The 25477-nt window shown below is 72.3% G+C and carries 24 protein-coding genes; 15 read left to right on the plus strand and 9 right to left on the minus strand.

The features are described from left to right. Positions 1–116 precede the first annotated feature (116 nt). The 3 genes from ACIPSJ_RS42950 to ACIPSJ_RS42960 all read left to right on the plus strand — a co-directional run bounded on the left by ACIPSJ_RS42950 (position 117) and on the right by ACIPSJ_RS42960 (position 3162). Complete coding sequence (locus ACIPSJ_RS42950; RefSeq protein WP_401354293.1) at positions 117–1202, plus strand: sugar ABC transporter substrate-binding protein; 1086 nt, start codon at positions 117–119, stop codon at positions 1200–1202. Positions 1203–1297: 95 nt separating this feature from the next. Beyond that, on the plus strand, positions 1298–2362 hold the full coding sequence (locus ACIPSJ_RS42955; RefSeq protein WP_401354295.1) for an ABC transporter permease: 1065 nt from the start codon (positions 1298–1300) through the stop codon (positions 2360–2362). Between the two features lie 2 nt (positions 2363–2364). Next, positions 2365–3162, plus strand: coding sequence for an ATP-binding cassette domain-containing protein (locus ACIPSJ_RS42960; protein ID WP_401354297.1), 798 nt, complete (start codon positions 2365–2367; stop codon positions 3160–3162). 192 nt (positions 3163–3354) lie between these two features. Here ACIPSJ_RS42960 and ACIPSJ_RS42965 read toward each other — a convergent pair whose 3' ends face one another. The 3 genes from ACIPSJ_RS42965 to ACIPSJ_RS42975 form a co-directional block, all read right to left on the minus strand. Continuing rightward, the gene (locus tag ACIPSJ_RS42965; RefSeq protein ID WP_401354299.1) at positions 3355–4371 is read right to left on the minus strand and encodes a Gfo/Idh/MocA family protein; all 1017 of its coding nucleotides are present in this window, start codon (positions 4369–4371) and stop codon (positions 3355–3357) included. 69 nt (positions 4372–4440) lie between these two features. Beyond that, positions 4441–5367: a PfkB family carbohydrate kinase gene (locus tag ACIPSJ_RS42970; protein ID WP_401354301.1), complete on the minus strand. Its 927-nt coding sequence runs from the start codon at positions 5365–5367 to the stop codon at positions 4441–4443. Between the two features lie 375 nt (positions 5368–5742). Next, positions 5743–6213, minus strand: coding sequence for an MFS transporter (locus ACIPSJ_RS42975; RefSeq protein WP_401354304.1), 471 nt, complete (start codon positions 6211–6213; stop codon positions 5743–5745). 155 nt (positions 6214–6368) lie between these two features. Here ACIPSJ_RS42975 and ACIPSJ_RS42980 point away from each other — a divergent pair, with 155 nt between their 5' ends. Then, the gene (locus tag ACIPSJ_RS42980) at positions 6369–7118 is read left to right on the plus strand and encodes an IclR family transcriptional regulator C-terminal domain-containing protein (RefSeq protein WP_401354307.1); all 750 of its coding nucleotides are present in this window, start codon (positions 6369–6371) and stop codon (positions 7116–7118) included. A 237-nt stretch (positions 7119–7355) separates the two neighbouring features. Here the strand turns inward: ACIPSJ_RS42980 and ACIPSJ_RS42985 are convergent, their stop codons facing one another. Beyond that, the gene (locus ACIPSJ_RS42985) at positions 7356–8198 is read right to left on the minus strand and encodes an IclR family transcriptional regulator (protein WP_401354309.1); all 843 of its coding nucleotides are present in this window, start codon (positions 8196–8198) and stop codon (positions 7356–7358) included. A gap of 169 nt (positions 8199–8367) precedes the next feature. Here ACIPSJ_RS42985 and ACIPSJ_RS42990 point away from each other — a divergent pair, with 169 nt between their 5' ends. From ACIPSJ_RS42990 to ACIPSJ_RS43010, 5 genes are all read left to right on the plus strand, one after another. Next, a complete protein-coding gene (locus ACIPSJ_RS42990; RefSeq protein WP_401354312.1) occupies positions 8368–9270 on the plus strand; it encodes an ABC transporter substrate-binding protein in 903 nt (300 codons plus the stop codon). Further along, complete coding sequence (locus ACIPSJ_RS42995) at positions 9267–10097, plus strand: amino acid ABC transporter permease (protein WP_393798675.1); 831 nt, start codon at positions 9267–9269, stop codon at positions 10095–10097. Before ACIPSJ_RS42990 ends, ACIPSJ_RS42995 begins: the two co-directional genes overlap by 4 nt. Next, positions 10097–10846 (plus strand): amino acid ABC transporter ATP-binding protein, encoded by a 750-nt coding sequence (locus ACIPSJ_RS43000; protein WP_401354849.1) that lies wholly within the window; start codon positions 10097–10099, stop codon positions 10844–10846. Before ACIPSJ_RS42995 ends, ACIPSJ_RS43000 begins: the two co-directional genes overlap by 1 nt. A gap of 23 nt (positions 10847–10869) precedes the next feature. Continuing rightward, positions 10870–11769, plus strand: coding sequence for a homocysteine S-methyltransferase (mmuM, locus tag ACIPSJ_RS43005; RefSeq protein ID WP_401354314.1), 900 nt, complete (start codon positions 10870–10872; stop codon positions 11767–11769). 109 nt (positions 11770–11878) lie between these two features. Then, entirely contained in the window at positions 11879–12862 is a 984-nt protein-coding gene (locus tag ACIPSJ_RS43010) for an isopenicillin N synthase family dioxygenase (RefSeq protein WP_401354316.1), read from the plus strand. A 124-nt stretch (positions 12863–12986) separates the two neighbouring features. Here ACIPSJ_RS43010 and ACIPSJ_RS43015 read toward each other — a convergent pair whose 3' ends face one another. Beyond that, the gene (locus ACIPSJ_RS43015; protein ID WP_401354318.1) at positions 12987–13592 is read right to left on the minus strand and encodes a GNAT family N-acetyltransferase; all 606 of its coding nucleotides are present in this window, start codon (positions 13590–13592) and stop codon (positions 12987–12989) included. Further along, positions 13589–14725, minus strand: coding sequence for an LLM class flavin-dependent oxidoreductase (locus tag ACIPSJ_RS43020; RefSeq protein ID WP_401354321.1), 1137 nt, complete (start codon positions 14723–14725; stop codon positions 13589–13591). The genes ACIPSJ_RS43015 and ACIPSJ_RS43020 overlap by 4 nt, the downstream gene beginning before the upstream one ends. A 496-nt stretch (positions 14726–15221) precedes the next feature. On the opposite strand from ACIPSJ_RS43020, the gene ACIPSJ_RS43025 reads away from it, so the two are divergent. From ACIPSJ_RS43025 to ACIPSJ_RS43035, 3 genes are all read left to right on the plus strand, one after another. Then, positions 15222–18086 (plus strand): AAA family ATPase, encoded by a 2865-nt coding sequence (locus ACIPSJ_RS43025; protein ID WP_401354323.1) that lies wholly within the window; start codon positions 15222–15224, stop codon positions 18084–18086. 127 nt (positions 18087–18213) lie between these two features. Beyond that, entirely contained in the window at positions 18214–19839 is a 1626-nt protein-coding gene (locus ACIPSJ_RS43030) for a S53 family peptidase (protein WP_359222326.1), read from the plus strand. Positions 19840–19886: 47 nt separating this feature from the next. After that, positions 19887–20048: a hypothetical protein gene (locus ACIPSJ_RS43035; RefSeq protein ID WP_401354326.1), complete on the plus strand. Its 162-nt coding sequence runs from the start codon at positions 19887–19889 to the stop codon at positions 20046–20048. Here the strand turns inward: ACIPSJ_RS43035 and ACIPSJ_RS43040 are convergent. Together ACIPSJ_RS43040 and ACIPSJ_RS43045 are read right to left on the minus strand one after the other, a co-directional pair. Then, the gene (locus tag ACIPSJ_RS43040) at positions 20042–20686 is read right to left on the minus strand and encodes an NAD(P)-dependent oxidoreductase (RefSeq protein WP_401354329.1); all 645 of its coding nucleotides are present in this window, start codon (positions 20684–20686) and stop codon (positions 20042–20044) included. The two genes, ACIPSJ_RS43035 and ACIPSJ_RS43040, sit on opposite strands and share 7 nt — an antisense overlap. Before the next feature lie 43 nt (positions 20687–20729). Next, on the minus strand, positions 20730–21512 hold the full coding sequence (locus tag ACIPSJ_RS43045; protein ID WP_401354331.1) for an MBL fold metallo-hydrolase: 783 nt from the start codon (positions 21510–21512) through the stop codon (positions 20730–20732). A gap of 117 nt (positions 21513–21629) precedes the next feature. Between ACIPSJ_RS43045 and ACIPSJ_RS43050 the strand changes: the two genes are divergently transcribed. The 3 genes from ACIPSJ_RS43050 to ACIPSJ_RS43060 all read left to right on the plus strand — a co-directional run bounded on the left by ACIPSJ_RS43050 (position 21630) and on the right by ACIPSJ_RS43060 (position 24638). Next, positions 21630–22643: an AraC family transcriptional regulator gene (locus ACIPSJ_RS43050; RefSeq protein ID WP_401354333.1), complete on the plus strand. Its 1014-nt coding sequence runs from the start codon at positions 21630–21632 to the stop codon at positions 22641–22643. A gap of 144 nt (positions 22644–22787) precedes the next feature. Beyond that, complete coding sequence (locus tag ACIPSJ_RS43055) at positions 22788–23816, plus strand: SDR family oxidoreductase (RefSeq protein WP_401354336.1); 1029 nt, start codon at positions 22788–22790, stop codon at positions 23814–23816. Positions 23817–23825: 9 nt separating this feature from the next. Next, positions 23826–24638: a helix-turn-helix domain-containing protein gene (locus tag ACIPSJ_RS43060; RefSeq protein ID WP_401354338.1), complete on the plus strand. Its 813-nt coding sequence runs from the start codon at positions 23826–23828 to the stop codon at positions 24636–24638. Positions 24639–24682: 44 nt separating this feature from the next. Here ACIPSJ_RS43060 and ACIPSJ_RS43065 read toward each other — a convergent pair whose 3' ends face one another. Beyond that, positions 24683–25321 carry a TetR/AcrR family transcriptional regulator gene (locus ACIPSJ_RS43065; RefSeq protein WP_359222332.1) on the minus strand — a complete coding sequence of 213 codons (639 nt, stop codon included), beginning with the start codon at positions 25319–25321 and terminating at the stop codon, positions 24683–24685. Positions 25322–25477: the final 156 nt, after the last annotated feature.

Genomic DNA, 25477 nt, shown 5'->3' on the forward strand with positions numbered 1-25477 from the left:
CGGTCTTCCCCGGGCCCGCGTGCGAGCCGCTTCGCACGCCGGGACCTCTCCGAGCCCTGCCTTGCCCGGCCCCGCTCACGCACCGCCCGGCACCACACGAAGGAGCACCCCCGCACATGGAACTCACGCAGACCAGGCGGCCCTCCGGCCGCCGTCTCTCCAGAAGTGGTCTGACCGCGGTGAGCCTGCTCGCCCTGGCGGCCACCGCGCTGACCGGGTGCGCCAGCGGCAAGGCCACGGGGAGCGACGCCGGAGACGCGACGGCCTCCGCCGGCGGCACGACCTCCACCGCGAAGACCGGCAAGGTCTCCATCGTCGTCATCGGCGGCAAGTCCGACGACCCGTTCTTCTCCACCGTCAAGCGCGGCGTCGAGGACGCCACGAAGCTGGTCAAGGCCGGTGGCGGCACGGTGACTTACCTCGGCCCGGCCAACTACGACAACCTCGGCCCCGACGTCGCCAAGCTCACCCAGACCGCGATCTCGCAGAACCCGACGGCGATCCTCGTACCGGACTGGGTGCCCGAGAACCAGGACTCCGCGATCAAGCAGGCCATCGCCAAGGGCATCACGGTCTTCATCTACAACTCGGGCGGCGTCGCCGCGGCGAACAAGGTCGGCGCCGTGAAGTACGTCGGCTCGGACGACTACGAGGCCGGCAAGGCCGGCGGTGTGAAGTTCGCCGAGGAGGGTGCCAAGAACATCCTCTGCGTCAACACCGTGCCCGGCTCCGCCAACCAGGAGGCCCGCTGCAAGGGCATCAAGGACGGCGCGACCAGCAAGGGCTCCTCGTCGAAGCAACTGCCCCTGCCCTCCTCCAACTTCGGCAACCCGTCCGCCGTCACCCAGGCGATCAAGGGCGCGCTGCTGAAGGACGGCAGCATCGACGCCGTGGTCACGATCGGCGTCGGCGACGCCGACAGCGCGGCCTCCGCGATCAAGCAGGCCAACGTCGGCGGCAAGGTCAAGCTGGGCACCTTCGACCTCTCGCAGAGCCAGCTCGACCGGATCAAGGCCGGCACCCAGCTGTTCGCCATCGACCAACAGCCCTATCTCCAGGGCTTCTACGTCGTCTCGATGGCCAACCAGTACCTGTCCTACGGCGTCCTCCCGCCCCAGAACCCGATCCTGACCGGCCCGCTGCTGGTCACCAAGGACAACGTGGGCAAGGCGATCGCAGGCGCCAAGGCCGGTGTCCGCTGACCCACCCACTGGTGCCGGGCCTCTCCCCGGGCCCGGCACCCCTCCCCCGAACCTGCTCCGCAGCACAACCGGATTCCCGAAGGTGACTTCTTCCGATGACAACCTCACTTCCTGACACGACGGCCGCGAAAGAGCCCGCCGTCGCCCCACCGAAGCAGTCCGAGAGCGTGCTGGGGCAGTTGCGGCACCGTCCCGAGGCGGGCGCGCTCATCGGAACGATCACCGTCTTCGTCTTCTTCGCGATCTTCGGCGGGGAGAAGTTCCTCGCCCCGGCGGGCGCGGCCAGCTGGCTGAACATCGCCGCCGAACTCGGCATCATCGCCATCCCGGTCGGGCTGCTGATGATCGCCGGCGAACTCGACGTGTCCGTCGGCTCGGTGCTCGCCGGCAGCTCGATGACGCTGGCCATCGTCTCCGGTCACTGGGGCGCCCCGATGATCGTGGGGATCATCCTCGCGCTCGGACTCGGCGTGCTGGTCGGTCTCCTCAACGGAATCCTGGTCACCCGCACCAACGTGCCCTCCCTGGTGATCACCCTGGCCACGCTCTCCGGCATGGCGGGCCTGACTCTGGGCCTGTCCCGGGTGACGACCGGTACCACCAGCGTTCCGATCAGCCCCGACCCGCTGTCGAAGGCACTGTTCGGCACGCTCGTCGCCGGGCAGTTCGAGGTCGCGATCTTCTGGTGGCTGGGCATCGCCGCCGTGGTCACGGTGCTCCTCCAGCTGATGAAGTACGGCAACTGGATCTTCGCCATCGGCGGCGACAAGGAGTCCGCCCGCGCCACCGGCATCCCCGTCGACCGCGTCAAGATCGCCCTGTACATGGCGTCCGGCTTCGGCGCCGCGCTCGTCGGCGTGATCCAGACCGTCCTCTACAACGGCGCGCAGGTCGCCAACGGCCAGTCCTTCGTCTTCAACTCCATCATCGCCGTGGTCGTCGGCGGCGTCCTGCTCACCGGCGGCTACGGCTCCGTCTTCGGCGTCGTCCTGGGCACGCTGACGTTCGCGATCGTCAACCAGGGCATCTACTACACCGGCTGGAACTCGGACTGGGCCAGCCTGATCCTCGGCATCCTCATCCTCGCCGCGGTCCTGATGAACAACACGTTCCGCCGCCTCGCCCTGTCCTACAAGCCCCGCGCCGCGAAGAAGGCCTGACCATGACGACCCCGCTTCTGCGCCTGACCGACGTCGACAAGTCGTTCCTGGGCACGCACGCGCTGCAGGACATCTCCCTCGAAGTCGAGGCCGGCAAGGTGCTGTGCCTGCTCGGCGACAACGGCGCCGGCAAGTCGACCCTCATCAAGATCCTCTCCGGCTTCCACAAGCCGACCTCCGGGACCATCGAGATCGACGGCAAGCCCGTCGAGTTCGACAGCCCGCGCGACGCGAGCGCCCAGGGCATCGCCACGGTGCACCAGTTCGGCGGCACCTTCCCGCTGATGGGCGTGGGCCGCTGCTTCTTCGTCGGAGCCGAACCCACCAAGGGATTCGGCCCGTTCAAGCTCTTCGACAAGAAGCTCGCGGGCGAGATCGCCGTCCGCGAGATGCAGTCCCTGGGCATCACGCGGGTCACCGACGGCAACCGCCTCGTCGGCAGCCTGTCCGGCGGTGAGCGGCAGGCCCTGGCCATCGCCCGCGCCGTGTACTTCGGCGCGAACGTGCTGATCCTCGACGAACCCACCGCGGCCCTCGGCGTCAAGGAGGCCGCGCACGTCCTGCGGATCGTCATGCAGGCCCGTGCCAAGGGCGTCGCGGTCATCCTCGTCACCCACAACGTCCGCCACGCCATGATGGTCGGCGACCACTTCGCCGTCCTCATCCGCGGTCAGAAGGCCGACGACTTCCGCAAGGGCGAACGCACCCGCGAACAGATCACCGACCTCATGGCCGGCGGCGAGGCCATGGCGGAGCTCGAAGCCGAACTGGAGCAACTCCAGGCCGACGCCGAGGTCTGAGTGTGTGAGGCACGGTTCGCGGACCGTGCCTCACACCATGTCCGTCCGCACGCGACGAGCAGGGGCCGGCCCCTGCTCGTCGCGTCTCTGCGTGTGAACCCGCAAAGCAGCACAGGGCAGAGCAGCACAAAGGTCGGCCGCCCGCTCTCACGAGCGGGCGGCCGACCGGAGGTGGCTGGCCGAGGACCCGCCTTACTCGGTGCCACCGTAGAAAGCGGGCCGGGGCTTCATGTCCGTGGTGACGATGCCGCCCGATCGCCGTGCCTCGACCGTCGCGTTGGAGATGACGGTGGCGGCGTAGCCGTCCCATGCGGAGGGGCCGGTGGGCTCCTGGCCGGCGGCGATGTTCGCGACCCACTCGCGGAACTCCGTGTCGAAGGCGTCCACGAAGCGGCCCACCCAGTCCGTCAGCACCCCGGTGCTGTGCCGACCGGCGGTGCGGACGCCGACCGCGGCCGGGTCGGGCAGCCGTACGAGCCCCTCCTCGCCCACCGTCTCGCACTGGATGTCGTACCCGTACTGGCAGTTGACGAAGACCTCCAGGTTGATGCGGACGCCCTTGGCGGTCTCGAAGAGCATGATCTGCGGGTCCTTCAGGTGCTCGAACCGCTTGCTCGTGGAACGCGGCAGGACCACCTGGGCCGAGACGATCTCGTCGTCGAGAAGCCAGCGCAGTACATCGATCTCGTGGACCGCCGAATCGAGCGCGGCCATGTCGGTGTGGTACGACTCGGGCACGGTGGGATTGCGGTGCGCGCAGTGCACGACCAGCGGCTCGCCGATCGTCCCCGCCTCGATGACCTGCTTCATCCGGCGGTAGCCGGCGTCGTAGCGGCGCATGAAACCGACCTGGACCAGCCGCCGGCCGTGCGCCTGCTCGGCCTCGACGATGCGCAGACAGTCCTCCGCCGTCGTCGCGAGCGGCTTCTCGCAGAACACCGGCTTCCCGGCGGCGATCGCGTTCAGCACGTGCTCGGCATGGGTGGGCCCCCAGGAAGTGACGAGTACGGCGTCCACGTCGTCCGCCGCGATCAGCTCGGCGCCACTCGCGAACACCTGGGCACCGACCCTCGCCGCTGCTTCCCCGGCCCGGGCCGCGTCGATGTCGGTGACGGCGGTGACCTGGGCGCCGGTCACGGACTCGGTGAGCCGGCGGATGTGCTCCTGGCCGATCCAGCCGGCCCCGATCACTCCTACGCGCACAGTCATGGGTGTTCCTCACTCTTGAGACGAGAGCCCCCGACTCCTGGTGGAGGCGGGGGCGGGGACAGGGACGGATCAGGAGTAGCGGGCTTTGAGCTCGTGTTCGAGGTTTTCGAGCGTGCGTCCGCGCGTCTCGGGCACGCACCGCTTCACGAAGGCCACGGCGACGAGGCCCACGGCCACGAACAGGAAGAACGTGCTGGACACACCCACCGCGTCGACCAGCACGGGAAACACCAGCCCGATGCAGAAGTTGGTGATCCACAGGGCGAACGCCGCGATGCCGAGTCCGAAGCCGCGCAGCTTCAGCGGGAAGATCTCGGACAGCATCAGCCAGGTCACCGGGGAGATCGCGCCCTGCTGGAAGGCGAGGAAGACGACGGTCATGGCGAGGACGGCGTAGGCGCGGCCATCGCCGGCGGGCAGCACCAGCGAGAACACGCCGATCAGCAACTGGGCCGCGATGGTGCCGAGTTGGCCGACCAGCAGCATCGGCCGCCAGTCCAGGTCGAAGACCGTCGTCCGGGACTTGGCCCGGTGCTCCAGCGCGGCGAGCGTCGCCGCGCGGCTCGGCTCCTCGCTCAGCCCTGTCCCCGTCATCCAGAACACGGAAGCCTCGCGCACCGCCGCCAGGTCCAGCTCGTCCGGCTGGATGTCCAGGTCCGGGGCCTTCGGCAGGCGGTAGAAGTACAGCGGGAAGTCGTCCGGCGGGAAGATCTCGCAGAACGTCACCGGGGTCGGCGCGATGTCCGACGTGCCGACGAACCGCGCGTCCACGCCGTAGCCGTCGAGGGCCCTGCGGACGAAGTCGCCGAAGGGGTCCCGGCCCGTCTTCGTGATCACCGCCGCCGAACGGCCGTAGCGGGCGGCAGCCACCGCCACGTTGGTGGGGCTCCCGCCCAGGTACTTGCCGAACGACGTGACCTCCGCCAGCCCCACACCGGTCTGGAGCGGATACACATCCACGCCCACACGGCCCATGGTCAGCACTTCGAATGACATCAGGCTGGCTCCCCTGCGCGCCGAAGCCCCCGTCGTGGAGGCCGGCGCAGATGGCGGCGGTTGGATTTAGAGCGCTTTAAAAGTATCCCTAAGTCGAGAACCATGCCGTCAGGCAAATGTCATGTCAATAGGTTGTTGCCGCGAGGTTTCACCCGCCCGTCGAGTCGGGCGGCGCGGAACCAGGCACGCCCTTCACCAAGCACTCGACTTACCTGTGACCGGCGTCGCTTGAAGCGAGTCTCGCCATTCGGGACGCCGGGCGGACCGATCCCGCGGCCGGAAGGCAGACGGCCGGGAACGTCCGGCACGCCAAGGGCCTGTCCCCCGGCACCGTGGCGTCCCAGCGTCGTGCCGAGCCTCCTCGGCTGCAGAGGTCTAGGGCGACGAGCAACGTCGTTTCGAGGTCGCGTCATAGCGCCAGAACGGTCGCATCAGGACTGCGACGGCCAGGACCAGGACCAGGCACACGAAGGCACTGCCCGACCAGGCCGTGCCCAGACCCGCGGTGGCGGCCATCGCTCCTGCGCGCAGATCGCCCAGCCGGGGGCCGCCCGCGACGACGACGGTGAAGACGCCTTGCAGGCGCCCCCGCATGGAGTCGGGAGCACAGGTCTGCAGGATGGTCTCCCTGTAGACCGCGCTGACGAGATCGGCGGCACCGGCGCAGGCCAGCAGGACGACGGTGCACCACAGCGAGTGGGTGGTTCCCGCGAAGCCGACCGCTGCCGCCCAGCCGGCCACGGCCGTCGTCAGGGCGACGCCCTGACGGCGTACCTTCGCGATCCACCCGCTGAACAGTCCGGCCGTGAGAGAACCGATGGCGATCGAGGCGTAGAGCAGGCCCACACCGCCGTGGAAGCGGGACTCGGCGATGTCCCCGGCGGACCTTCCCCGGTCCCGGCCTTCGGGCGGCCAGGCGGCTGCTTCGCGTCGCGAACGGGACGGCCTGGGAAGGGCTACGACGTGGGCGGCGACGATCTTTCGTCGGTAGCATCCGGCGCATGGACGTGGCGACGGGAGCACTGCCCCGGGGGCTCGGGCTGGTGGAGCGGGTGGTTCGCGGGGAGCTCGACAGCCGAGGCGGGCCCGGTGTGGTCCGGCTGGCGGAGGAGAGCGGGCTGGACAAGGGACAGGCGTCGCGGCTGCTGCGGGATCTGGTCGACACCGGAACACTCGCCCGGGACGGGCACGAGTTCCGCGCCGGGGCGGATCTGCTGGCCGTCGCGGCCGAGGCCGGTCCGTGGGGGGTGGAGAGCCGGGCGCTGTTGCGGGGGCTGGTGGTCCGGTTCGGGGCGTGCGCGTACGTGGACGTGCTCTGTGGGGCGATGGTGCTCTCGGTGCGGGCCGAGCTGGCGGCCTGGGCCGAGTTCTCCTGGGCGCGGGCGGGGCGGCTGACGCCGGTCTGGTGCACCGGGGCGGGGCGGGCGCTGCTCTTCGACCACTCGCGCGAGGAGGTCACGCGGCTCCTCGGCGGCGAGGACTTCATCGGGGCGGGCGGCCCCTACGCGCCGCGGACCGTGGACGATCTGCTGGCGCGGGTCACCGCGGACGCCGGGCGCGGGGTCGCGGTCTGCGAGAGCGAGTACGACGAGGACGTGCTGGAGGTGTCCGCGCCGGTGCGGGATCCGCACGGGGACGTCGTGGCGGCGGTCAGCGCGGTCGTGCCGCACGCGGCGGCCAGGGACGACCGGGACGAGATCATCACCGCGATCGGTGACGCGGCGACCCGACTCGCCTCGCTTCTCGGCTGAGCCTCGACGGGGCTCGGCGAACCCCGGGGGACGTCCCAGGGGCCCGGCGGGTCGCGGCGGGAACCGGCGAACTCGGCGGGAACCGGGGTTCCCGGCGGGCCACGGGGGCCCGGCAGGGTCGCGGCGGGCCCCGGCCAACTCGGCGGGAACCGGCGGATCCCGGCGAACTCGGCGGGATCCGGCGGGTCGCGGTGGATCCCGGCGAACCTCGGCGGGCCCCGGCTGAACCAGGGACGCTCAGTCCTGGTCCGTCTCCGTGTCCCTCCCCCTCTCCGTCTCCGCCTCCGTCTCCCTCCCCCTCTCCGCCTCCGCCTCCGCCTCCGTCGAGCACAACGCGGCGGTCAGCCAGGTGCTCCAGCGGAGCACGGAGTCCGCGCAGGCGGCCGTCGTCGGCTCCAGGCGGTGGCGGGGGCCGACGACCTGTACGGCGGCGACGATCTCCCCGCGGAAGTCCCTGACCGGAGCGGCCAGCGAGTACAGGCCGGGCTCGGCCTCCTGGTCGACGATCGAGTAGCCCCGCTTGCGGGCCGCGTCCAGCCGGGCCAGGAAGTCGGTCAGGTCGGCCGGGGTGTTGGGGCCGTGCCGGACGAAGGCGGTGCGGGCGAGGACGGCCGCGACCTCCGTGTCGTCGGCGTCGAACAGCAGGGCCTGGCCGGCGTCGCTGCAGTAGGCGGGATAGGCGCGGCCCACCCAGGAGACGAACGAGGACAGCGCCGGCGGCATCGACTCCAGGATCGTCACCGAACTGGCACCGCGCAGGACGCCCAGGTAGGCGCACTCCCCCGTGTCGGCGGCGACGCCCTCCAGCGCGGTACGGCCGTCCCGGCGCAGCCGTGCCTCGGTGATCTGCTGGGCGCGGGCGTACAGCTCCCAGGCGACGGTGTAGCGCAGCGACGCGGGATCCCGGCGCAGGAACCGGGCCGTCTCCAGGCTCCGCAGGATGCGGGAGACCTGGCTGCGTTCGCGGCCCAGGAGCACGGCGACCTCGGCGGCGGTGTGGCCGCGCGGGTCCTGCGACGGGTGCTCGGCGAAGAGTCGGAGCACGGCCAGGCCGCGTTTGAGGCTGCTGTCGGTGGTCATCGCGGGCCGAGCATAGCGCCGGGCCGCGGCATCGCCGCGCGCCGTCGTTGCGCGCACATTGCAGGTTCATTGCAAGGCGCGTGCATGATGAGCAACTGGACTTGCCTATTACGCATCGCCGGGTAGTCTCCAGCCATCCCTCGCATATCAGGCTCATCTGGAGTTCGTCTTGTCCGCTCTGCGCCCGCTAGTACTCCTCGGTTCCGCGACGCTGCTTCTGGCGGGCTGCGCCGACCCCTCCGAGCCGACGGGCGCCTCCGCCGGCACCCCGTCCGGTGCCTCGTCCTCGGCCGCCCCGATCGCGAGGAACGCCACGCTCGCCGCCAAGGTCCCGGCCGCGTTGAAGGCGAGCGGGATCACGGTCGCCAGTGACGTCAGCTACCCGCCGATGGACTTCTTCGCCTCCGACAACAAGACGGTCGTCGGCGCCGAGGCCGACCTCGACAAGGCCCTCGGCACGGTCCTCGGCGTCAAGGTCACCATCGTGAACGTGCCCTTCGACTCGATCCTGCCGGGCCTGCAGTCGGGCAAGTACCAGCTCGGCGTCTCCTCCTTCACGGACACCGCCGAGCGGGAGAAGGTCGTCGACTTCGTCACCTACTTCGACGCGGGTACGTCCCTGATCGTCCCGGCCGGCAATCCGAAGGCGCTCAAGCCCGGAGGCGACTCGCTGTGCGGTCGTACCGTCGCCGTGGCCAAGGGGTCCACGCAGGCCCTCGTGGACCTGCCGGCCCGCGCCAAGACCTGCAAGACGCCGATCAAGGTCAGCACCTTCCCGGACGGCACCGGGGTGAACCTCGCCGTCACCAGCGGCCGTGCCGACGCCGCCCTGGCCGACTCGCCGGTCGCCGCCTACGCCGCCAAGCGGTCCGGCGGCAAGCTGGAGGTCACCGGCGACTCCTACGGCAACGCGCCCTTCGGCATCGCCGTACCGAAGAACAGCGAGCTGACCGGGCTGCTCAAGTCGGCGTTGGAGGACCTGAAGGCGAGCGGCGGTTACGAGCAGATCCTCGCCAAGTGGGGCCTGGAGTCCGGCGCCCTGGACACGTTCGAGATCAACGCGGCCTCATGAGCGAGGAGTTGCCGGTCTACCGCCGCCGCAGGCCGGGCCGGTGGGTCCTGACCCTCGTCGTCGTGGTCCTGGCCGCGAGCCTGGTCCAGTCGCTGATCACCAACCGGCGCTTCGGCTGGGACACGGTCGGCGCCTGGCTGTTCAGCCGGACCGTGATGACCGGCCTGCTGACCACGCTGGAACTCACCGCCGCCGCCATGGCGATCGGGCTCGTGCTCGGTATCGCGCTGGCGCTCATGCGGCTGTCGGACAACCCCGTGGCGCGGAGCGTCAGTTGGGCGTACATCTGGCTCTTCCGGGGCACGCCGCTGCTCGTCCAGCTGCTGTTCTGGGGGTTCATCTCCGCGCTATACCCGACGCTGTCGCTGCACCTGCCCCTGCTGCCGGCGATCGGCAGCGTCCCGGCGAACTCCGTCATCACGACCTTCGCCGCGGCCCTGCTCGGACTCGGTCTCAACGAGGCGGCCTACCTCGCCGAGATCATCCGGGCCGGGATCGTCTCGGTCGACCACGGGCAGACGGAGGCGGCGGACGCGCTGGGCCTGTCCAGGGCCCGGACGCTGCGCCGGATCGTCCTGCCCCAGGCGATGCGGGTGATCATCCCGCCGGTCGGCAACGAGACCATCTCCATGCTCAAGACGACCTCCCTGGTGAGCGTGCTGGCCTACGCCGAACTCCTGTACTCCGTGCAGATCGTGTACGCCCGCACCTACCAGACGATCCCGCTGCTGATCGTCGCCAGCATCTGGTACCTGGCCGTCACGACCCTGCTCAACGTCGGCCAGCACTACCTCGAACGTCACTTCGCGAAGGGCGGCAGCCGATGATGATCGAGGCCACCGGTGTCCGCAAGTCCTTCGCCGGGCGGGAGGTGCTGCGCGGGATCGACCTGTCCGTGCCGCGCGGGACGGTCACCTGCGTGATCGGACCCTCCGGGTCGGGCAAGTCGACCTTCCTGCGGTGCGTGAACCATCTGGAGCGGCCCGACGGCGGCCGGATCCTGGTGGACGGCGCACCGATCGGGTACGAGCCGTACCGGGACGGGCTGCGCGCACTGCGCCGCCGTGACCTGGCCCGGCAGCGCCGTGACATCGGCATGGTCTTCCAGCGCTTCCATCTCTTCCCGCACCTGACGGCACTCGCCAACGTCGTCGAGGGACCGGTCGGCGCGGGCCGCCCCCGCGCCGAGGTGACCGAGGGGGCGCTGGCGCTCCTCGACCGGGTCGGTCTGGCCGACCGGCGCGACGCCTATCCCGCCCAGCTCTCCGGCGGCCAGCAGCAACGGGTCGCCATCGCCCGCGCGCTGGCCATGCGACCGAAGCTCATGCTGTTCGACGAGCCGACCTCGGCGCTCGACCCGGAGCTGGTCGGGGAGGTGCTGGACGTCATGCGGGGCCTCGCCGCCGACGGCATGACGATGCTCGTCGTCACCCACGAACTGGGCTTCGCCCGCGAGGTCGCCGACGAGGTCGTCTTCTTCGACGACGGCCGGATCCTGGAGTCCGGACCGCCCGCCCGCGTCCTGTCGGCCCCCGACCACCCCCGAACCCGCGACTTCGTGACGAAAGTGCTGTGAGTGCTGTGAGTGCTGTGACGGCTGTGACCACCTTTCGCGACGCCGTGTCCGCCGGCCCCCTCGTTCTGGACGGCGGCATGTCCAACGAGTTGGAGGCCCAGGGCCACGACCTGAGCGGCGCCCTCTGGTCCGCCCGCCTGCTGCGCGACGACCCCGAGGCGATCGCGGCCGTCCACCGCGCCTACTTCGCCGCGGGCGCCCAGGTCGCCATCACGGCCTCCTACCAGGCCACCTACGACGGTTTCGCCCGGCTGGGCATCTCCCGCACCGAGACCACGGCCCTGCTGCGACGCAGCGTGCACCTGGCCCGCGAGGCCGCCGAGAACGCCGCCGGAACGGCCTGGGTCGCGGCGTCCGTGGGCCCGTACGGCGCGATGCTGGCCGACGGCTCGGAATACCGCGGCGGCTACGGCCTCACCGTGGCCGAGCTGACCCGCTTCCACCGCCCCCGGCTGGAGGCCCTGGCGGAGGCCGCCCCCGACGTCTTCGCCGTCGAGACCATTCCGGACCTGCGCGAGGCCGAGGCGGTACTGAACGCCCTCGACGGCCTGGGCATCCCCGCCTGGCTCTCGTACAGCATCCGCGGGACGACCACCAGCGCGGGCCAGCCGCTGACCGAGGCCTTCGCGCTCGCCCGGAGCAGCGACGCCGTCGTCGCCACGGGGGTGAACTGCGCCCCCGCCGCCGACACGGCCCCCGCGCTGGCCCTGAACACCGCGCTGCCCGGCGTCGTCTATCCGAACGGCGGCGGCGTCTGGGACCCCGGAACCCGGAGCTGGCGGGGCGCCCAGGACGAGATCGCGGATCTGGCACCCTCCTGGCTGCGCGCCGGCGCGGTGCTCGTCGGCGGCTGCTGCCGGGTCGGCCCGGCCGAGATCAAGGAGCTGGCCGACCGCCTCGCCGCCGCCGCGGCAGACGACTGAGCTGCCGCAGCAGACCGCTGAGCCGCCACGGCAGACCGCCGAGGAGCCGTCGCGAGACCGACCGCCGGCCCCTCCCCCGTACCCGCACGACACGCAAGGAACGCCGCCCATGCCCCAGCCCACCGCCCTCCCGGTGATCGACCTCTCCGCCCCCGACCGTGACGCGCTCCACCGGGCCGCCCGTGACGTCGGCTTCTTCCAGCTGGTCGGGCACGGCGTCACCTCCGCCGAACAGGCCCGGCTGCTCGCTACCGCCCAGGGCTTCTTCGCCCTGCCCGAGGCCGACCGGCACGCGCTCGACAACCTCAACTCGCCGCACTTCCGCGGCTACACGCGGATCGGCAACGAGCACACCCAGGGTCGTCGCGACTGGCGCGACCAACTCGACATCAGCAACGAGCTGCCCCCTCACGTGCCCGCCCCGGGCGAGCCGCCCTACTGGTGGCTGGAGGGGCCGAACCAGTGGCCCGAGTCCCTGCCCGCGCTGCGGGAGGTCGCGCTGGAGTGGATGGACCGGATCGGCGCGGTCGCCCACCGGCTGCTGCACGAGCTGCTCGCGGCCGTCGGCGGTCCCGAGGACTTCTACGACGACGCCTTCTCCGGCCACCCGCGCAACCACCTGAAACTGATCCGCTACCCGGGGCGGGCCCCGGTGGGGGACGACCAGGGTGTCGGGGTGCACAAGGACTACGGCTTCCTGACTCTGCTGCTCACGGACGAGGTGCCCGGACTCCAGGTGGAGACACCGGACGGGCAGGGCTTCATCGACGTGCCGTATCTGCCGGGGGCGTTCGTGGTGAACCTGGGCGAGCTGCTGGAGGTCGCGACGAACGGCTACCTGAAGGCGACCAACCACCGTGTGGTCTCCCCTCCGGGAGCACGCGAGCGCTTCTCCGCACCGTTTTTCTACAACCCCCGGCTCGACGCCCGGATCGCCCCGCTCCCCTTCCCCGGCGCGTCGGACGCGGCCGGTGTGACGGACGACCCGGACAACCCCCTGTTCGCGGAGTTCGGCTGGAACGAGCTCAAGGGCTGGGTCCGCGCCCACCCCGCGGTGGTCAGCAGGCACCACCCGGGGCTGACCACCGCCTGACGGTCGGCGCGGCGACGACATCGGCGGCGGAGCCGACCAGCCAGGTGCGCCGCCCCACCCGTGTTCCTCGGCCACGCGCACGCGCAACGGGCCCTCGACGACCTCGCACGGCGCCGAGGGCCGGTCACTGGCGCGACTGGCTCTGGAGTGGGTCCTGTGGCAGTCCCGGGTGGCCGGCGACCGGTACGGCATCCACGGAACAGGGGCCCGCTCCTGACCCGGTGTCGGGTTCGGCCTTCAGGTGCTTCTCGAACGGGAGCGGGCCGATGGTTTCCGGGTCGGCCTCCGTGTCGAACAGGGGGGTGTAGCCGGTGGCGAGGTACAGGCCGCGGGCCTCCGGCTGGCGCGGCCCGGTGGTCAGGTAGATCCGCCGGTAGCCGCGGAGGCCCGCCTCGCTCTCCAGTTCCGCGACGACACGGCCGGCCAGACCCCGCCGCCGGTGTGCGGAGTGCGTCCAGATCCGCTTGAGTTCGGCGGTGGCCTCGTCGTACCGGCGGAACGCGCCGCCCGCGACCGGCTCACCGCGTTCGAGCAGCAGGAGCAGGAGGCCGCCGTAGGACGTCGTGAACTCCTCGCCGGGGTACCGGGCGAGTTCGGCACGGGCTTCGCTGCCGTAGCGGGCCGCGTACTCCTCGCCCAGCTCGCGCAGCAGCGGTTCCACCCGTGGGTCGCCGACGGTGACGTGAACGACCGTCAGCTCGGTCGAGGCCCGCGGTACGACCGAGGTCATCCGTCCACCGCCGCGAGATCCCGCGTGACGTCGGCGGCGCGCCCGGCGTCACGCTTGGCGACCTCCTCGCGGACGATGGGGATCACGTACCGGCCGAAGTCGATCGCGTCGCCCAGCAGGTCGTAGCCACGGGCGGAGAGGATGTCGACGCCCAGGTCGTAGTAGTCGAGGAGCGCCCGGGCCACGGTCTCCGGGGTGCCGACCAGGGCGTTGGAGTTGCCCGCGCCGCCGGTGGCCGCGGCGGTCGGGGTCCACAGGGCACGGTCGTAGCGCTCCCCCGCCTCGGCGATGGCGATCAGCCGCTGCGAGCCCGTGTTCTGCGGCTGGGCGTGCCCGTTGTGGCGCTTGCCGACCGCTTCGCCCTTCTCCTTGCGGGCCTTGATCGCGCCCACCGTGCGGTGGGCCTTCTCCCAGGCCAGTTCCTCCGTCGGAGCGATGATCGGCCGGAACGCCACCTGGAAGCGCGGTACGTCGGTGCGCCCCGCCGCCTTCGCCGCGGCCTTCACGACCTCGATCTGCTCGGCGGTCTTCGCCAGCGGCTCGCCCCACAGGCAGTAGATGTCGGCCTCGGCGCCCCCGGCCGCGTTGGCGGCCGGTGAGGAGCCGCCGAACGAGACGTCGGGGCGCGGCTGTTGGACAGGGAAGACGTCGCTGACGAAGTCGTGGAAGCGGTAGTGCTCGCCCTCGTGGTCGAAGGGCTCGCGGGTGGTCCAGATCTTCTTGACGATCCGGATGTACTCCAGGGTCCGGGCGTAGCGCTCGTCCTTGGTCAGGGTGTCACCCTCGCGGCCCTGCTCGTGGTCGTTCCCGCCGGTGATGAAGTGCACCGTCAGCCGGCCCTCGCTGATCTGGTCGAGGGTGGCGAAGGTCTTGGCGGCGAAGGTGGGGTAGGAGACGTTCGGCCGGTGGGCGAGGAGGATCTGGAGGCGGTCCAACCGGCTCGCGATGTACGCGGCGGCCGGTGCGGGATCCGGGGATCCGGAGCCGTAGGCGAACAGCACCCGGTCCCAGCCGTGGTCCTCGTGCGCGCGTGCGAGGCGGAGCGTGTACTCCTTGTCGAAGGCGGCGCCGGAGCGGGCGGTGGTTTCTGAGCCGTCGTTGGTGGCGGCGATGCCGAGGAATTCCACGGGCACGGGAGTGGCCTTTCACGGGAGACCGCACGCGGGGCAGGGCAAGGGGACCGTGCGCGCGGGACGGGTGAGTGACGGGTTCGCCGCACGGACGGGTCGGTGCGGGCAGGGCGGCGACAGCGCACGAAGCGGGAACGCGGCCCACGTCGGGGGGCCGCTGGAGGGTGGGGCCGGTCAGCCGGCCCGTCGCCGAGTCAGACGCAACACGCCGCGGACCACACCCGACCGAGGTCGATGTGGGGGCGCGAGACCAAGCGCTGCTGGGCGTTCATGCGACCAATTCAGCAGTCGGTCGCGCTGTTCGTCAAGCAACGCCCGGATGCCGGACCGCCGCCCTGACTCCCCGGACCAGCGGTCGGTCAAGCCCTTAGAGGCGAGGGCTGAGGGCCGAGGGCCCACCGGCGTGACAAAGGTCATTGACAACCGGAATCCGCCAAGGTTGTCATGAGCACATGAAGGCACGTCCTGGAAACCGCCGGGCAGAGGGTGAGCGGCTGCCGTGGGAGCGCGGTCGCTGACCTTGCGCCCCGAACTGCTCGACGCCGCCCGGGCCGAGTTGCGGTCCCGGCCGGGAGTCCTCCTCCACGGTCCCGCCGGGATCGGCAAGTCCACGCTGGTGGCGGCCCTGACCGCCGACGCGACCGGCACCGTGCTGCGCTGCTCGCCCGCCGACGAGGACGCCCGGCTCCCGTTCGCCGGACTCGTCGACCTGTTCTCACGGGTCCCGGACAGCCGCCTCGACGCCCTGGCACCCGAGCCCAGGGCGGCGCTGCGGGCCGCCCTGCTGCGCGGCGCGGAACCGGAGGACGGCCGGAGCCTGCTCGCGGTGCGGCTCGCCGTCCTGGAGGTGCTGCGCGCGCTGGCCGCCGCCGGTCCGCTCCTGCTCGTCGTCGACGGGCTCCAGGCGCTCGACGACCCGACCGCCGAGGCCCTCGCCTTCGCCCTGCGCCGCCTGGACGGTCCGGACGTCCGGACGGTGGCCTCCGAACGGGTGGCCGACGGCGAGCAGCCGCAGCGGCTGCGCAGCTGCCCGCCGGGCACCGTCGAACTGCCGGTGCCGCCGCTGACGGACGCCGAGGTGGCCCGGCTCGTGCGCACCGGCGTCGACGCCGACCTGCCGCCCGCGGTCCTCCGTGCGATCCAGGACACCGCTGCCGGAAACCCGTGGTACGCACTGGAGTTGGCCCGAGCCGCCCTGCTCGGCCCGCCACCGTCGGACTCCGGCCGCGCGCTGCGCATACCCCGGAGATTGCGCGCCCCGCTGCTGGACCGGGCCCGCGCGCTGCCCGAGCCGGTCCGGCACACCCTCCTCGTCGCGAGCGCCGCCGACCGCCCCACGCTCACCCTGCTGCGCGCCGCGGGTCTCCCCGACCCGGCCGCGCACCTCGCGGAGGCCGAACGGCTCGGTGTCGCGACGGCCGACACCGACGGGACCGTACGCTTCCGGCATCCGCTCATGCGGGCCGCCGTCCACGCCGACGCCCCCGAAAGCGGCCGCCGGCAGGCGCACACCCTGCTGGCCCGCGTGGTCACCGAGCCCGTGGAGCGGGCCCGTCATCTCGCCTACGCCCGCCCGCACGAGGACGAGGAGACGGCCCGCACCCTGATGTCCGCGGCGGAGTCCGCGCGCCGCGACGGCGCCCTCGCGGCGGCCGGTGAACTGGCCGGGCTCGCCGCCCGCCGCACCCCCGGCGACCGGCCCGCGGACCGTGCCGAACGACTGCTGGTGGCGGCCGAGTTCGCCTGCGACGCCGGGCAGTCGGCGGAGGCGGGCGAGGCCGCCGCGACCGTCCTCGCGAAGTCGGACTCGGCGCGCCGACGGGTGCGGGCCCGGCTGGTCCTGCTGCGGAACGCGGGGCAGGCGCTGGAGGGCACCCGGGCCCTGATCGAGGACGGGCTGCGGGACGCCGACGGCGATCCGGAGGCCGAGGCGTGGCTGCACCACTGGGCGGCCGTACGCGGCCTGTTGTGCGGGGAGTTGGACGAGGCGGCCCGACGGGCCCGGCGGGCAGTCCGGCAGGCGGCGGTGGCGGGTGACACGGAGACCCGGATCGGGGCGCTCGCCACGCTCGCCCGGGTGCGGTCCCTGGCGGGCGAACCGGTTGACGCCGACGCCGCGTTGGAGGAGGCGCTCGCCCTGGCCGGTGGCGCCGGCGGCGGTCCGCAGAGCTGGCGGCTGATCCGGATGCGGGCGATCCTCGCCCTGGACGCCGACCGGGTGACCGAGGCCCACCAGCAGACCACTGAACTCCTGGCCGCCATCGGGGAGTTCGCCGGGGTCGAGGAGCTGCTGGCGACCCTGGTGTCACTGACCCGCATCCAGGTGCGCGCCGGGCTGTGCCGCGAGGCCCTGCGCACCGCGGCCCGCTGCTCGCACACGATGGCCGAGTCGGCCCCGGCGCTGTACGCGGCGGCGCTCGCGGCGACCGCGGGCGGCACCGCCGAGGAGGCCCGGCACCTGGCCGGGCAGGCGGTACGCGCCTCGGAGGCCGACGGCGACCGGCTGTTCCTGCTGCGCGCGCTGGCGGTGCTCGGGCAGGCGGAGCTGCTGGGCGGCGACGGGCGCGGGGCGGCGGCCGCAGTCGAGGCGTTGCGGCGGGTCAGGGAGCTGGGCACGGCCATGTGCGCCGCCGATCCGCCCTTGCTGCACTGGTACGCCGACCTGGCGGAGGCCCTCGTCGTGCTGGGCGAGACGGACGAGGCGGAGGTGGTGCTCCGCGAGGCCCGTGACCGGGTGTCCCGTGACACGCCGGGCGGTGCGGTGGCGGCCCTGGAGCGGGCGCAGGGGCTGCTGGAGGCGGGGGCGGGCCGGGCGAAGGAGGGGGCGGAGCGGCTCCGGGCGGCCGTCGACCGGCTCCGCCGACTCCCCCTCCCCGTCGATCTGTCGCGCACCCTCATCGCGCTCGGCACGGTCGAGCGGCGCTCACGTCGCCGGAGCGCGGCCCGCACGGTCCTCGGCGAGGCGCTGGAGACGGCCACCCGGATCGGTGCCACTCCCCTGGCGGCGCGGGCGCGTGACGAACTCGCCCGGCTCGACTCCGGCAGCGGCGAGGCGGGGCCCGAACTCACCCCGGCCGAGGCCAGGATCGCCGAGCTGGTCGGCGGCGGGGCCACCAACCGGGAGGTCGCGGCCGAGCTGTTCATCAGCGTCAAGACGGTGGAGGGCACCCTGTCGCGGGTCTACCGCAAGATCGGCGTCCGCTCCCGCACCGCGCTCGCGCACGCGATGGCGGTCGCCGTCATCGCCTCCGGGGCGGCCGTCGACTCCGGCGACGACGGCCAGGCCAAGGCGCCGGAGCAGGCGGTGGCCGTCGCTCCGGCCGGCCGTACGCAGAGCCGTCGCGCTCTCGACATACGCCGTTGACGAGTCATCAGCCGTTAACACGTGACGCAAGGGTTCCCCCGCTTATGGGGGCGGGGCCGGAGTTCCTACGGTGAAGCCGTCCCGTTTCCGGGACAACTCCCCACCCCCCACGGTCCGGAGGACCTCAGTGAAGTCACGCCTGAAGCTGCTCGGCCTGGTCGCCGTGCCGGCCCTGATCACGGCGGCCGTGCCCGCCGCCTACGCGTCCGACGCCCCGCACACCGCCCGCGCCGCGGTCGCCGGAGACGTCCTGCCCGGCCTGAAGCAGTCCGCGGCCCGCACCGGCAGGGTCGCGGCCGGCAAGCGCATAGCCGTGGCGATCAGCCTCACCCCCAGAGGCGGTTCGGCACTCGACACCTTCGTCGCGAAGGTGAGCGACCCGCACTCGGCCTCCTACGGCCACTACCTGACGAAGAGCCAGTTCGCGGCACGGTTCGGCCGGACCGACGCGGAGGTGAAGCGGCTCAAGGACTACCTGCGCGCGCAGGGCCTCACCGTCGGCAAGGTCCACTCGGGCAACCTGCTGGTCGACGCCAACGGCACCGCCGCACAGCTGGAGAAGGCCTTCGGCACCAAGCTGTCGACCTGGAAGGACACCGCGTCGGGCCGTTCCTTCTACGCCAACGACAGCGCGCCGACGCTGCCGGCCGCCCTCGCCTCCCTGGTCAGCGACGTGGCCGGTCTCAACAACCGGGTCCAGCTGCACCACCAGGCCGTCTCGCGGACCGTCTCCCCGCACAACGGCCCCGGCGGCGGCTACACCCCGGCCCAGCTCAAGGGCGGTTACAACGTCTCCGGCACGTACACCGGCAGCGGCCAGAAGATCGCGCTGCTGGAGTTCGACGGATTCCAGCAGTCGAACATCACCAAGTACGACACCAACTACAGCCTGGGCTCGCCCACCCCGACCGTGCAGAAGGTCGACGGCGGTTCCGGCTCGCTCGGTGACGGCCAGGTCGAGGTGGAGCTGGACATCGAGGTCCTGCACGCGATCGCCCCGAAGGCGAACGTGACCGTCTTCGAGGGCCCGAACTCCGACGCCGGCGAGGTCGACACCTACCAGGCCATCGTCGACAGCGGCATCGCGACCACCTCGATCAGCTGGGGTGCCGCCGAGAGCGCCCGCACCACCTCCAACATCAACGCGGTGGACGCCGTCTTCAAGGCGGGCGCGGCCCAGGGCCTCGGCTTCTACGCGGCCTCCGGCGACGACGGCTCCGACGACGCGGGCGACGGCGGCACCTCCGTCGACTACCCGGCCAGCGACCCCTACGTGACCGGCGTCGGCGGCACCAAGCTGACCGTCACCTCCGCGAACGCCTTCAGCAAGGAGGTGGCCTGGTCCGGCGGCGGTGGCGGCAAGTCCTCCGTCTTCAAGATCCCGAGCTGGCAGACCGCGGTCCAGAAGAGCGCCGGCGGCGGCTACCGCCAGGTCCCGGACGTCTCGGCGCACGCCAACCCCAGCCCCGGCGTCTCCATCTACTCGCAGGGCTCGTGGTCCTCGGTGGGCGGCACCAGCGCCGCCGCGCCCGAGTGGGCGGCGTTCGCGGCCCTCTACAACCAGCAGGCCGCGGCGGCCGGCAAGGCCAACCTCGGCTTCGCCAACCCCGCCCTCTACGCGGCCTCGGGCACCGGCTTCCACGACATCACCAGTGGCAGCAACGGCGCCTACTCCGCGGCCACCGGCTGGGACTTCACCACCGGCTGGGGCTCGTACAACGCCGCGACTCTCGCGAGCAAGCTGCTCGGCTGACGTCCGTCCACGCAACGCGGGCCGGGAGCACCCCGGCCCGCACTGCCGTGTCCGTCCGGTCCCCCGACGCCTTCGAGGGCGGCCCCGCGCTCGACGGATCCGGGGCGCTGCTCTCCTGCCGCGAGAGCCTGCTGGGCGGTGCCGGTGTGCTCGGCGGAACTCCGTCGATCGTGCCGTTGCCCGTCGGCACCGTGCGCGGGGCTCAGTAGCCGACCGTGAAGCGGCGGTTGAGGTGGCGCGGGTGGTCGATCTCGTCGACGAGGGCGGCGGCGTAGTCCTCGTAGGAGATGCGGGCCTGGCCGTCGTCTCCCGTGACGGGGGCGTCGAGGCCGGTGCGGTAGTTGCCGGTGCGCTCGCCCGGGGCGAAGTGGACCGGGGGCGGGGAGAGATACGTCCAGGTCACCGACTGGTCGAGGGCGAGGTAGGCGTCCAGGGCGCGGATCTGGCCGATGGCGTACGGCTTGAACTCCTCGGGGAAGCCGGGGCCGTCGTAGAACCGCACCCCGTCGTCGTCGAGGAGGCTGGCGCCGCCGCCCATGTGGATGATGCGCGGGCCGGCCGGGCCGAGGGCGCGGGCGGCGGAGGTGGCGGCGTCGACGGCGTCGGTGTAGAGGGTGGCGTCCGGGCCGCCGACGGTGAGTACCAGGACGTCGGCGTCCTTGGCGAGGGCGGCGACCGCGGGGCGGTCGGTGATGTCGCCCGCGACCGCGCGGACCCCGTCGGGAAGCGCGGTCAGCGCGCCGACGTCGCGGGCCACGGCGGTGACCCGGTGGCCGCGGGCGGCGGCCTCGGCGACGATCCGGGAGCCGGCCTTGCCCGCGGCTCCGAACACGACGATCCTGCTCATCACGTGGTCTCTCTCTGTTTCCGTGGCGTTGCGGGTGCCGGGGTCAGGCGCCGGTGGCGCCGAAGAGGTACTGGTTGCCGATGTCGATCAGGAAGGGGCCGCCCCACGCGGGGTACCGCTCCACCATGGCCCGCTTGTACGCCGCGCCGTCGTCGCCGAGCAGTTCGGCCGCGTCCGCGAGGTAGCGGCGCATGTCGTCGAAGACCTCGGGCCCGGCGGGCAGACCGTGACCGGCCAGGACGGTGTCGTACGACGGGTCGGCGGCGAGCGCGTCCACGGCCTTGGCCCAGCCGGCGATGTCGTTGTTGCCGAGGAACAGGTGCGTGGCGTGGTAGACGAGGTCCTGGGCGACCAGCACCCCCTGTTCCGGCAACCGGATCACGAGTTCGTCGGCCGCCTCGCCGCCGTGCCGGTCCTCGAAGACGAACGGGACGCCGTCGATGACCTCCGTGCCCGGCACGATCTCCACGGTGGGGGTCATGTCGGCGACCGGGATGAGCGTGCCCGCCGGGTCCTGGCCGTCGCCCTGGGCCGCGATCCGGTCGCGCACCGCGGCCAGCGCGTGCACCGGGACGCCGAACCGGGCGGCGCCGTGGAAGTGGTCCGGATGGGCATGGGTGATGATCAGCCGGTCCAGCGGCTTGCCCAGGCCCCTGGCGTAGGCGACGACCTCGTCGGCGTGGGCGAGGGCGTACTGGGCGTCGACCGCGATCACGCGGGCGGGGGTCTCGATCAGCTGGGTGGTGACGTTCAGGCTGTCGTCGCCGGCCATGTAGCTGTGGACGCGCACCGCGCCCTTGTCGATGACGGTGACCGTGCCGTTCATGGTGTTCCTGCCTCCTGGTGGTGGGACGGGGCCGCTGTACCGCCCCGCACTCCACTGTCCGCGCGTAGCCGCTGGCAGACGAGGTACGGTGCAGACGTGTCATGGTCAAAGTCGGACATGAGTGCGCGCGACGGGAGTGGCGCCCCGGCGTCGGGATCGGCCATCCCCGGGTTCGGGTTCAATCCGCCGCACGCTCCCGTACCCGGTATCGAGATCACCGACCTGGCCGCGCTGCACGGCCGGGTCACCGACGGCACCCTGCAACGGGTGCACCGCGCCGACTTCCACTCCCTCACCCTGATCACCGAGGGCGGCGCCGAGCACACCGTCGACTTCGTCAGCCACCCCTGCCGGCCCGGCACGCTGCTCTGGGTCCGCCCCGGCCAGGTGCAGCGGTTCCCCGCGCCCGGCCGCATGAACGGCACCCACGTGCTGTTCACCCCGGCCTTCCCCGAGCCGAACCCGGCCACGGCCCACCTCACTGACGACTGGTCCGGACCCGTCTGCCGCCAGCTGGGCACCAGCGCCGACCACGCCACCACCGCCGCGCTCCTCAGCCGGCTGAACGCCGAATACACCCGCCCCGGGGGATCCTCCCGCGACATCCTGCGCCTGCTGCTCGCCGCACTCCTGCTGCACATCGACCGGCTCCCCCACCCGGGGACGCGCGCCGACCCGCACACCGGCGGCGAGGTCCACGCCCGTTTCCGCGCCGAACTGGAGCGCTCCTACGCGACCACCCGGCGCGCCGAGGACTACGCCGACCGTCTGGGCTACACCGTCAAGACGCTCACCCGCGCCTGCCGCGCCGCCACCGGGCAGTCCGTCAAGGAGGCCATCGACGCCCGGGTCGCCCTCCAGGCCCAGCGGCTCCTCGCCCACACCGACGAGCCCGTCGCCGTCATCGCCCGCCGCCTCGGCTTCTCCGAACCCACCAACTTCGGCAAGTTCTTCACCCGCCACACCGGCACCACCCCCGGCGAGTTCCGCCACAGCCAGTCGGGAGCCACCGGCCACACCGGCCACACCGGCCACTCGGCCGCACCCCCACCGCGGGCAGCCACCCCAGTCCGCGCGAAACGGCGGGACCCGGCATCCGGACCTGATGCCCCAGCCCGGCCGTGTCGGTGATCCGTGAGAGTAGGCCGGCCGCGGTGCCGCTTGGCCGCATGGCCGGCCGGGGGCGCTGACGACACGGCGGTCATGCCTGTCCCTGCGGGTACCAGTAACGGCGGGATCTGGAACCGGGCGGTCGTGCAGGGTGATCCTGCCGTCATGGCACACGTACTCGTCACTGGTGGGACCGGCTTCCTGGGCTCCCACACGATCGCGCGGCTCCTGATGTCGGGGCACAAGGTCACGACCACGCTGCGCTCGTCGAAGCGGCAGCCCGACGTCGAGAGGATGCTCTCCGCGGCCGAGGCGCCGGGGCGGGAGGGGGTCTCCTACGTCGAGGCGGACCTGGCGTCCGACGCCGGCTGGGACCGGGCCGCGGCGGGGGCCGACTATGTTCTGCACATCGCCTCGCCGTTCCCCGGCTCCCGTCCGAAGGACGAGAACGAACTGATCGTCCCGGCCCGCGACGGTGCGCTGCGGGTGCTGCGGGCCGCGCGGGACGCCGGCGTCGGGCGAGTGGTCCTGACGTCCTCGTTCGCCGCGGTCGGCTACGGCCACGGCCCGACGGACCGGGTCTTCACGGAAGCCGACTGGACGAACCCGGACGGGCCCGACCTGACCCCGTACGTCAAGTCGAAGGCCGTCGCCGAGCGCGCGGCGTGGGATTTCATCGCCGCCGAGGGCAACGGTCTGGAACTCACCACGGTCAACCCGGTCGGGATCTTCGGTCCGGTCCTCGGTCCCGACTACTCCAGCTCGATCCGCGTCATCCACGCGATGCTCACCGGTGCCATGCGCGCCGCGCCGCCGATCTGGACCAACACCGTCGACGTCCGGGACGTCGCCGACCTGCACATCAAGGCGATGACCTCGCCGGCTGCCGCCGGGCAGCGGTACCTGGCGCTGGCAGGCGAGCCGGTCTCCTTCGGGCAGATCGCGCTCGCCCTCCGCTCCGAGCTGGGCGAAGCGGCTGCGCAGGCCCCCACCCGGTCGGCCCCCGCGTGGCTGCTGCGGCTGCTGTCCACGGTCAGCCCGCGGTTGCGCGAGACGGTGCCGCAGCTGGGCGTGGTCCGCCGGGCCGACAACGCCAAGGCCCGTGAGCAGCTGGGCTGGGCACCGCGTTCGAACGAGGAGAGTGTGGTCGCGAGTGCGCGCAGTCTGGTGCGGCTCGGCCTGCTCGCCGACTAACGTCGAGGAATGAACGACGTGGCGGACACCCTCGGTGGCTTCCTGCGGGCCCGGCGGGAACGGCTCAGCCCCCAGGAGGCCGGCCTGCCCGCCGGCGAGCGCCGCCGTGTCCCGGGGCTGCGCCGGGAGGAGGTGGCCCACCTCGCCGGCATCAGCCCCGAGTACTACCTGCGCCTGGAGCAGGGCCGCAACCAGCACCCCTCCGACCAGATCCTCGAAAGCCTGGCCGCGGCGCTGCAACTCGACGACGACGCCGTCGCCTACCTGCACCGCCTCGCCCACCCCACGCCCCCGGCCCGGCGGCGCCGGCCCCGCTCCCCGACGGGCCGGGCCGACCTCCAGCCCCTGCTCGACGGCTGGCCCCTCACACCCGCCTATGCCCAGGGGGCAGCCGGCCGCGTCGTCGCCGCCAACCGCCTGGCCGTGGCCCTGTGTCCGTTCTTCGCCGTGGGGAGCAACCCCCTGCGAGCCGTGTTCCTCGAACCCGAGATGCGCAGCCTCTATCCCCAGTGGGACGACGTGACCGCCAAGGCCGTCTCCGGACTTCGCTCGACCCTCGGCATCGACGACGCCGATCCCGAACTCCTGGAGACCATCGGCGAGCTGACGGTCGCCAGCGAACGCTTCCGCACGCTGTGGGCCAGACGGGAAGTGCGCCGCCGCGCCGCCGGCTACACGCGGTTCGACCATCCCGTGGTCGGACAGCTGGAACTGCGCTACGAGAAGCTCCTCAGGCCAGAGGCACAGCAACTCCTCGTCGTCTACCACGCCGACCAGGGCTCACCCAGCGCCGAGCGCCTGCACCTGCTCACCAGCCTCTGAACCCGGGCGCTGACGCCTCGACGACCGGTTCCCGCCGCGTCCGGTCAGGTGCGTGCGATGTTGCCGACCGCGGTGCGCAGGTCGCCCTCCTCGGGAACCACCGGGGGAAGAGGGGTCGCGTTGGCGGGATTGAGGGAGTCGAAGAGCAGGGCGGTGAAGCGGGCCCGCAGCGCGGGCGTGGAGCCGGGGATCGCGAGCCCGGCGACGGCCATGACGAGGAAGCGCGGGATGTCGTCCTGGGTGAGGTCGCGGCGGACCTCACCCTGCTCCTGCGCACGCAGGAGCAGCGGGTACAACGACTCGCTGAAGCGCTGGAGGATGTCCACCGCCACGTCGGTGAAGTTGCTGGCGAAGGTGACCAGCCCTTTCTCCTCGGCGATCAGGTCGAGCAGGCGGGTGGCGATGCCATGGAGGGACTGCCGGGGATGCGGGGAGTCGGCGGCGCGCTCGATGAGGGGAAGCAGATCGGTTTCGAGGATGTCCTCCAGGACGGCGCGAACGATCGCCTCCCGGTTGGGGAAGTGCCGGTAGAGCGTGGCGATGCCCACCCCGGCCTCGGCCGCGATCTGCTCCAGTGACCCCTCGCCCGCACCGAGGACGACCCGCCCGGCGACGGTGATGCGCTCCGCGGTGGAGCGAGCGTCGACCCTGCGCCTCGGAACGCGGCCTTCGGTTGCTCGCATCTACGGCTCCTTCCTGCCCTGAACGAAGGCTATCCGTCTCCGCCTCCGTCGGTAGCACCCCCTCGCTTTGATAGTTACCTATCGCTTTGATAGTACCCTCTCGACACACTCCGCGGCCTCACCGAGGCCGTCCGGGAGACGTGTGGATGGGAGAGA

The organism is Streptomyces sp. NPDC090088, from assembly GCF_044747345.1.
Taxonomy (GTDB): domain Bacteria; phylum Actinomycetota; class Actinomycetes; order Streptomycetales; family Streptomycetaceae; genus Streptomyces.

What these genes read in the sequence shown, in the direction of transcription:
- ACIPSJ_RS42950 (WP_401354293.1), top strand. Translation starts at nt 117, where the DNA reads ATGGAACTCACGCAGACCAGGCGGCCCTCCGGCCGCCGTCTCTCCAGA.
- ACIPSJ_RS42955 (WP_401354295.1), top strand. Translation starts at nt 1,298, where the DNA reads ATGACAACCTCACTTCCTGACACGACGGCCGCGAAAGAGCCCGCCGTC.
- ACIPSJ_RS42960 (WP_401354297.1), top strand. Translation starts at nt 2,365, where the DNA reads ATGACGACCCCGCTTCTGCGCCTGACCGACGTCGACAAGTCGTTCCTG.
- ACIPSJ_RS42965 (WP_401354299.1), bottom strand. Translation starts at nt 4,371, where the DNA reads ATGACTGTGCGCGTAGGAGTGATCGGGGCCGGCTGGATCGGCCAGGAG.
- ACIPSJ_RS42970 (WP_401354301.1), bottom strand. Translation starts at nt 5,367, where the DNA reads ATGTCATTCGAAGTGCTGACCATGGGCCGTGTGGGCGTGGATGTGTAT.
- ACIPSJ_RS42980 (WP_401354307.1), top strand. Translation starts at nt 6,369, where the DNA reads ATGGACGTGGCGACGGGAGCACTGCCCCGGGGGCTCGGGCTGGTGGAG.
- ACIPSJ_RS42985 (WP_401354309.1), bottom strand. Translation starts at nt 8,198, where the DNA reads ATGACCACCGACAGCAGCCTCAAACGCGGCCTGGCCGTGCTCCGACTC.
- ACIPSJ_RS42995 (WP_393798675.1), top strand. Translation starts at nt 9,267, where the DNA reads ATGAGCGAGGAGTTGCCGGTCTACCGCCGCCGCAGGCCGGGCCGGTGG.
- ACIPSJ_RS43000 (WP_401354849.1), top strand. Translation starts at nt 10,097, where the DNA reads ATGATCGAGGCCACCGGTGTCCGCAAGTCCTTCGCCGGGCGGGAGGTG.
- ACIPSJ_RS43010 (WP_401354316.1), top strand. Translation starts at nt 11,879, where the DNA reads ATGCCCCAGCCCACCGCCCTCCCGGTGATCGACCTCTCCGCCCCCGAC.
- ACIPSJ_RS43015 (WP_401354318.1), bottom strand. Translation starts at nt 13,592, where the DNA reads ATGACCTCGGTCGTACCGCGGGCCTCGACCGAGCTGACGGTCGTTCAC.
- ACIPSJ_RS43040 (WP_401354329.1), bottom strand. Translation starts at nt 20,686, where the DNA reads ATGAGCAGGATCGTCGTGTTCGGAGCCGCGGGCAAGGCCGGCTCCCGG.
- ACIPSJ_RS43045 (WP_401354331.1), bottom strand. Translation starts at nt 21,512, where the DNA reads ATGAACGGCACGGTCACCGTCATCGACAAGGGCGCGGTGCGCGTCCAC.
- ACIPSJ_RS43050 (WP_401354333.1), top strand. Translation starts at nt 21,630, where the DNA reads ATGAGTGCGCGCGACGGGAGTGGCGCCCCGGCGTCGGGATCGGCCATC.
- ACIPSJ_RS43055 (WP_401354336.1), top strand. Translation starts at nt 22,788, where the DNA reads ATGGCACACGTACTCGTCACTGGTGGGACCGGCTTCCTGGGCTCCCAC.
- ACIPSJ_RS43060 (WP_401354338.1), top strand. Translation starts at nt 23,826, where the DNA reads ATGAACGACGTGGCGGACACCCTCGGTGGCTTCCTGCGGGCCCGGCGG.
- ACIPSJ_RS43065 (WP_359222332.1), bottom strand. Translation starts at nt 25,321, where the DNA reads ATGCGAGCAACCGAAGGCCGCGTTCCGAGGCGCAGGGTCGACGCTCGC.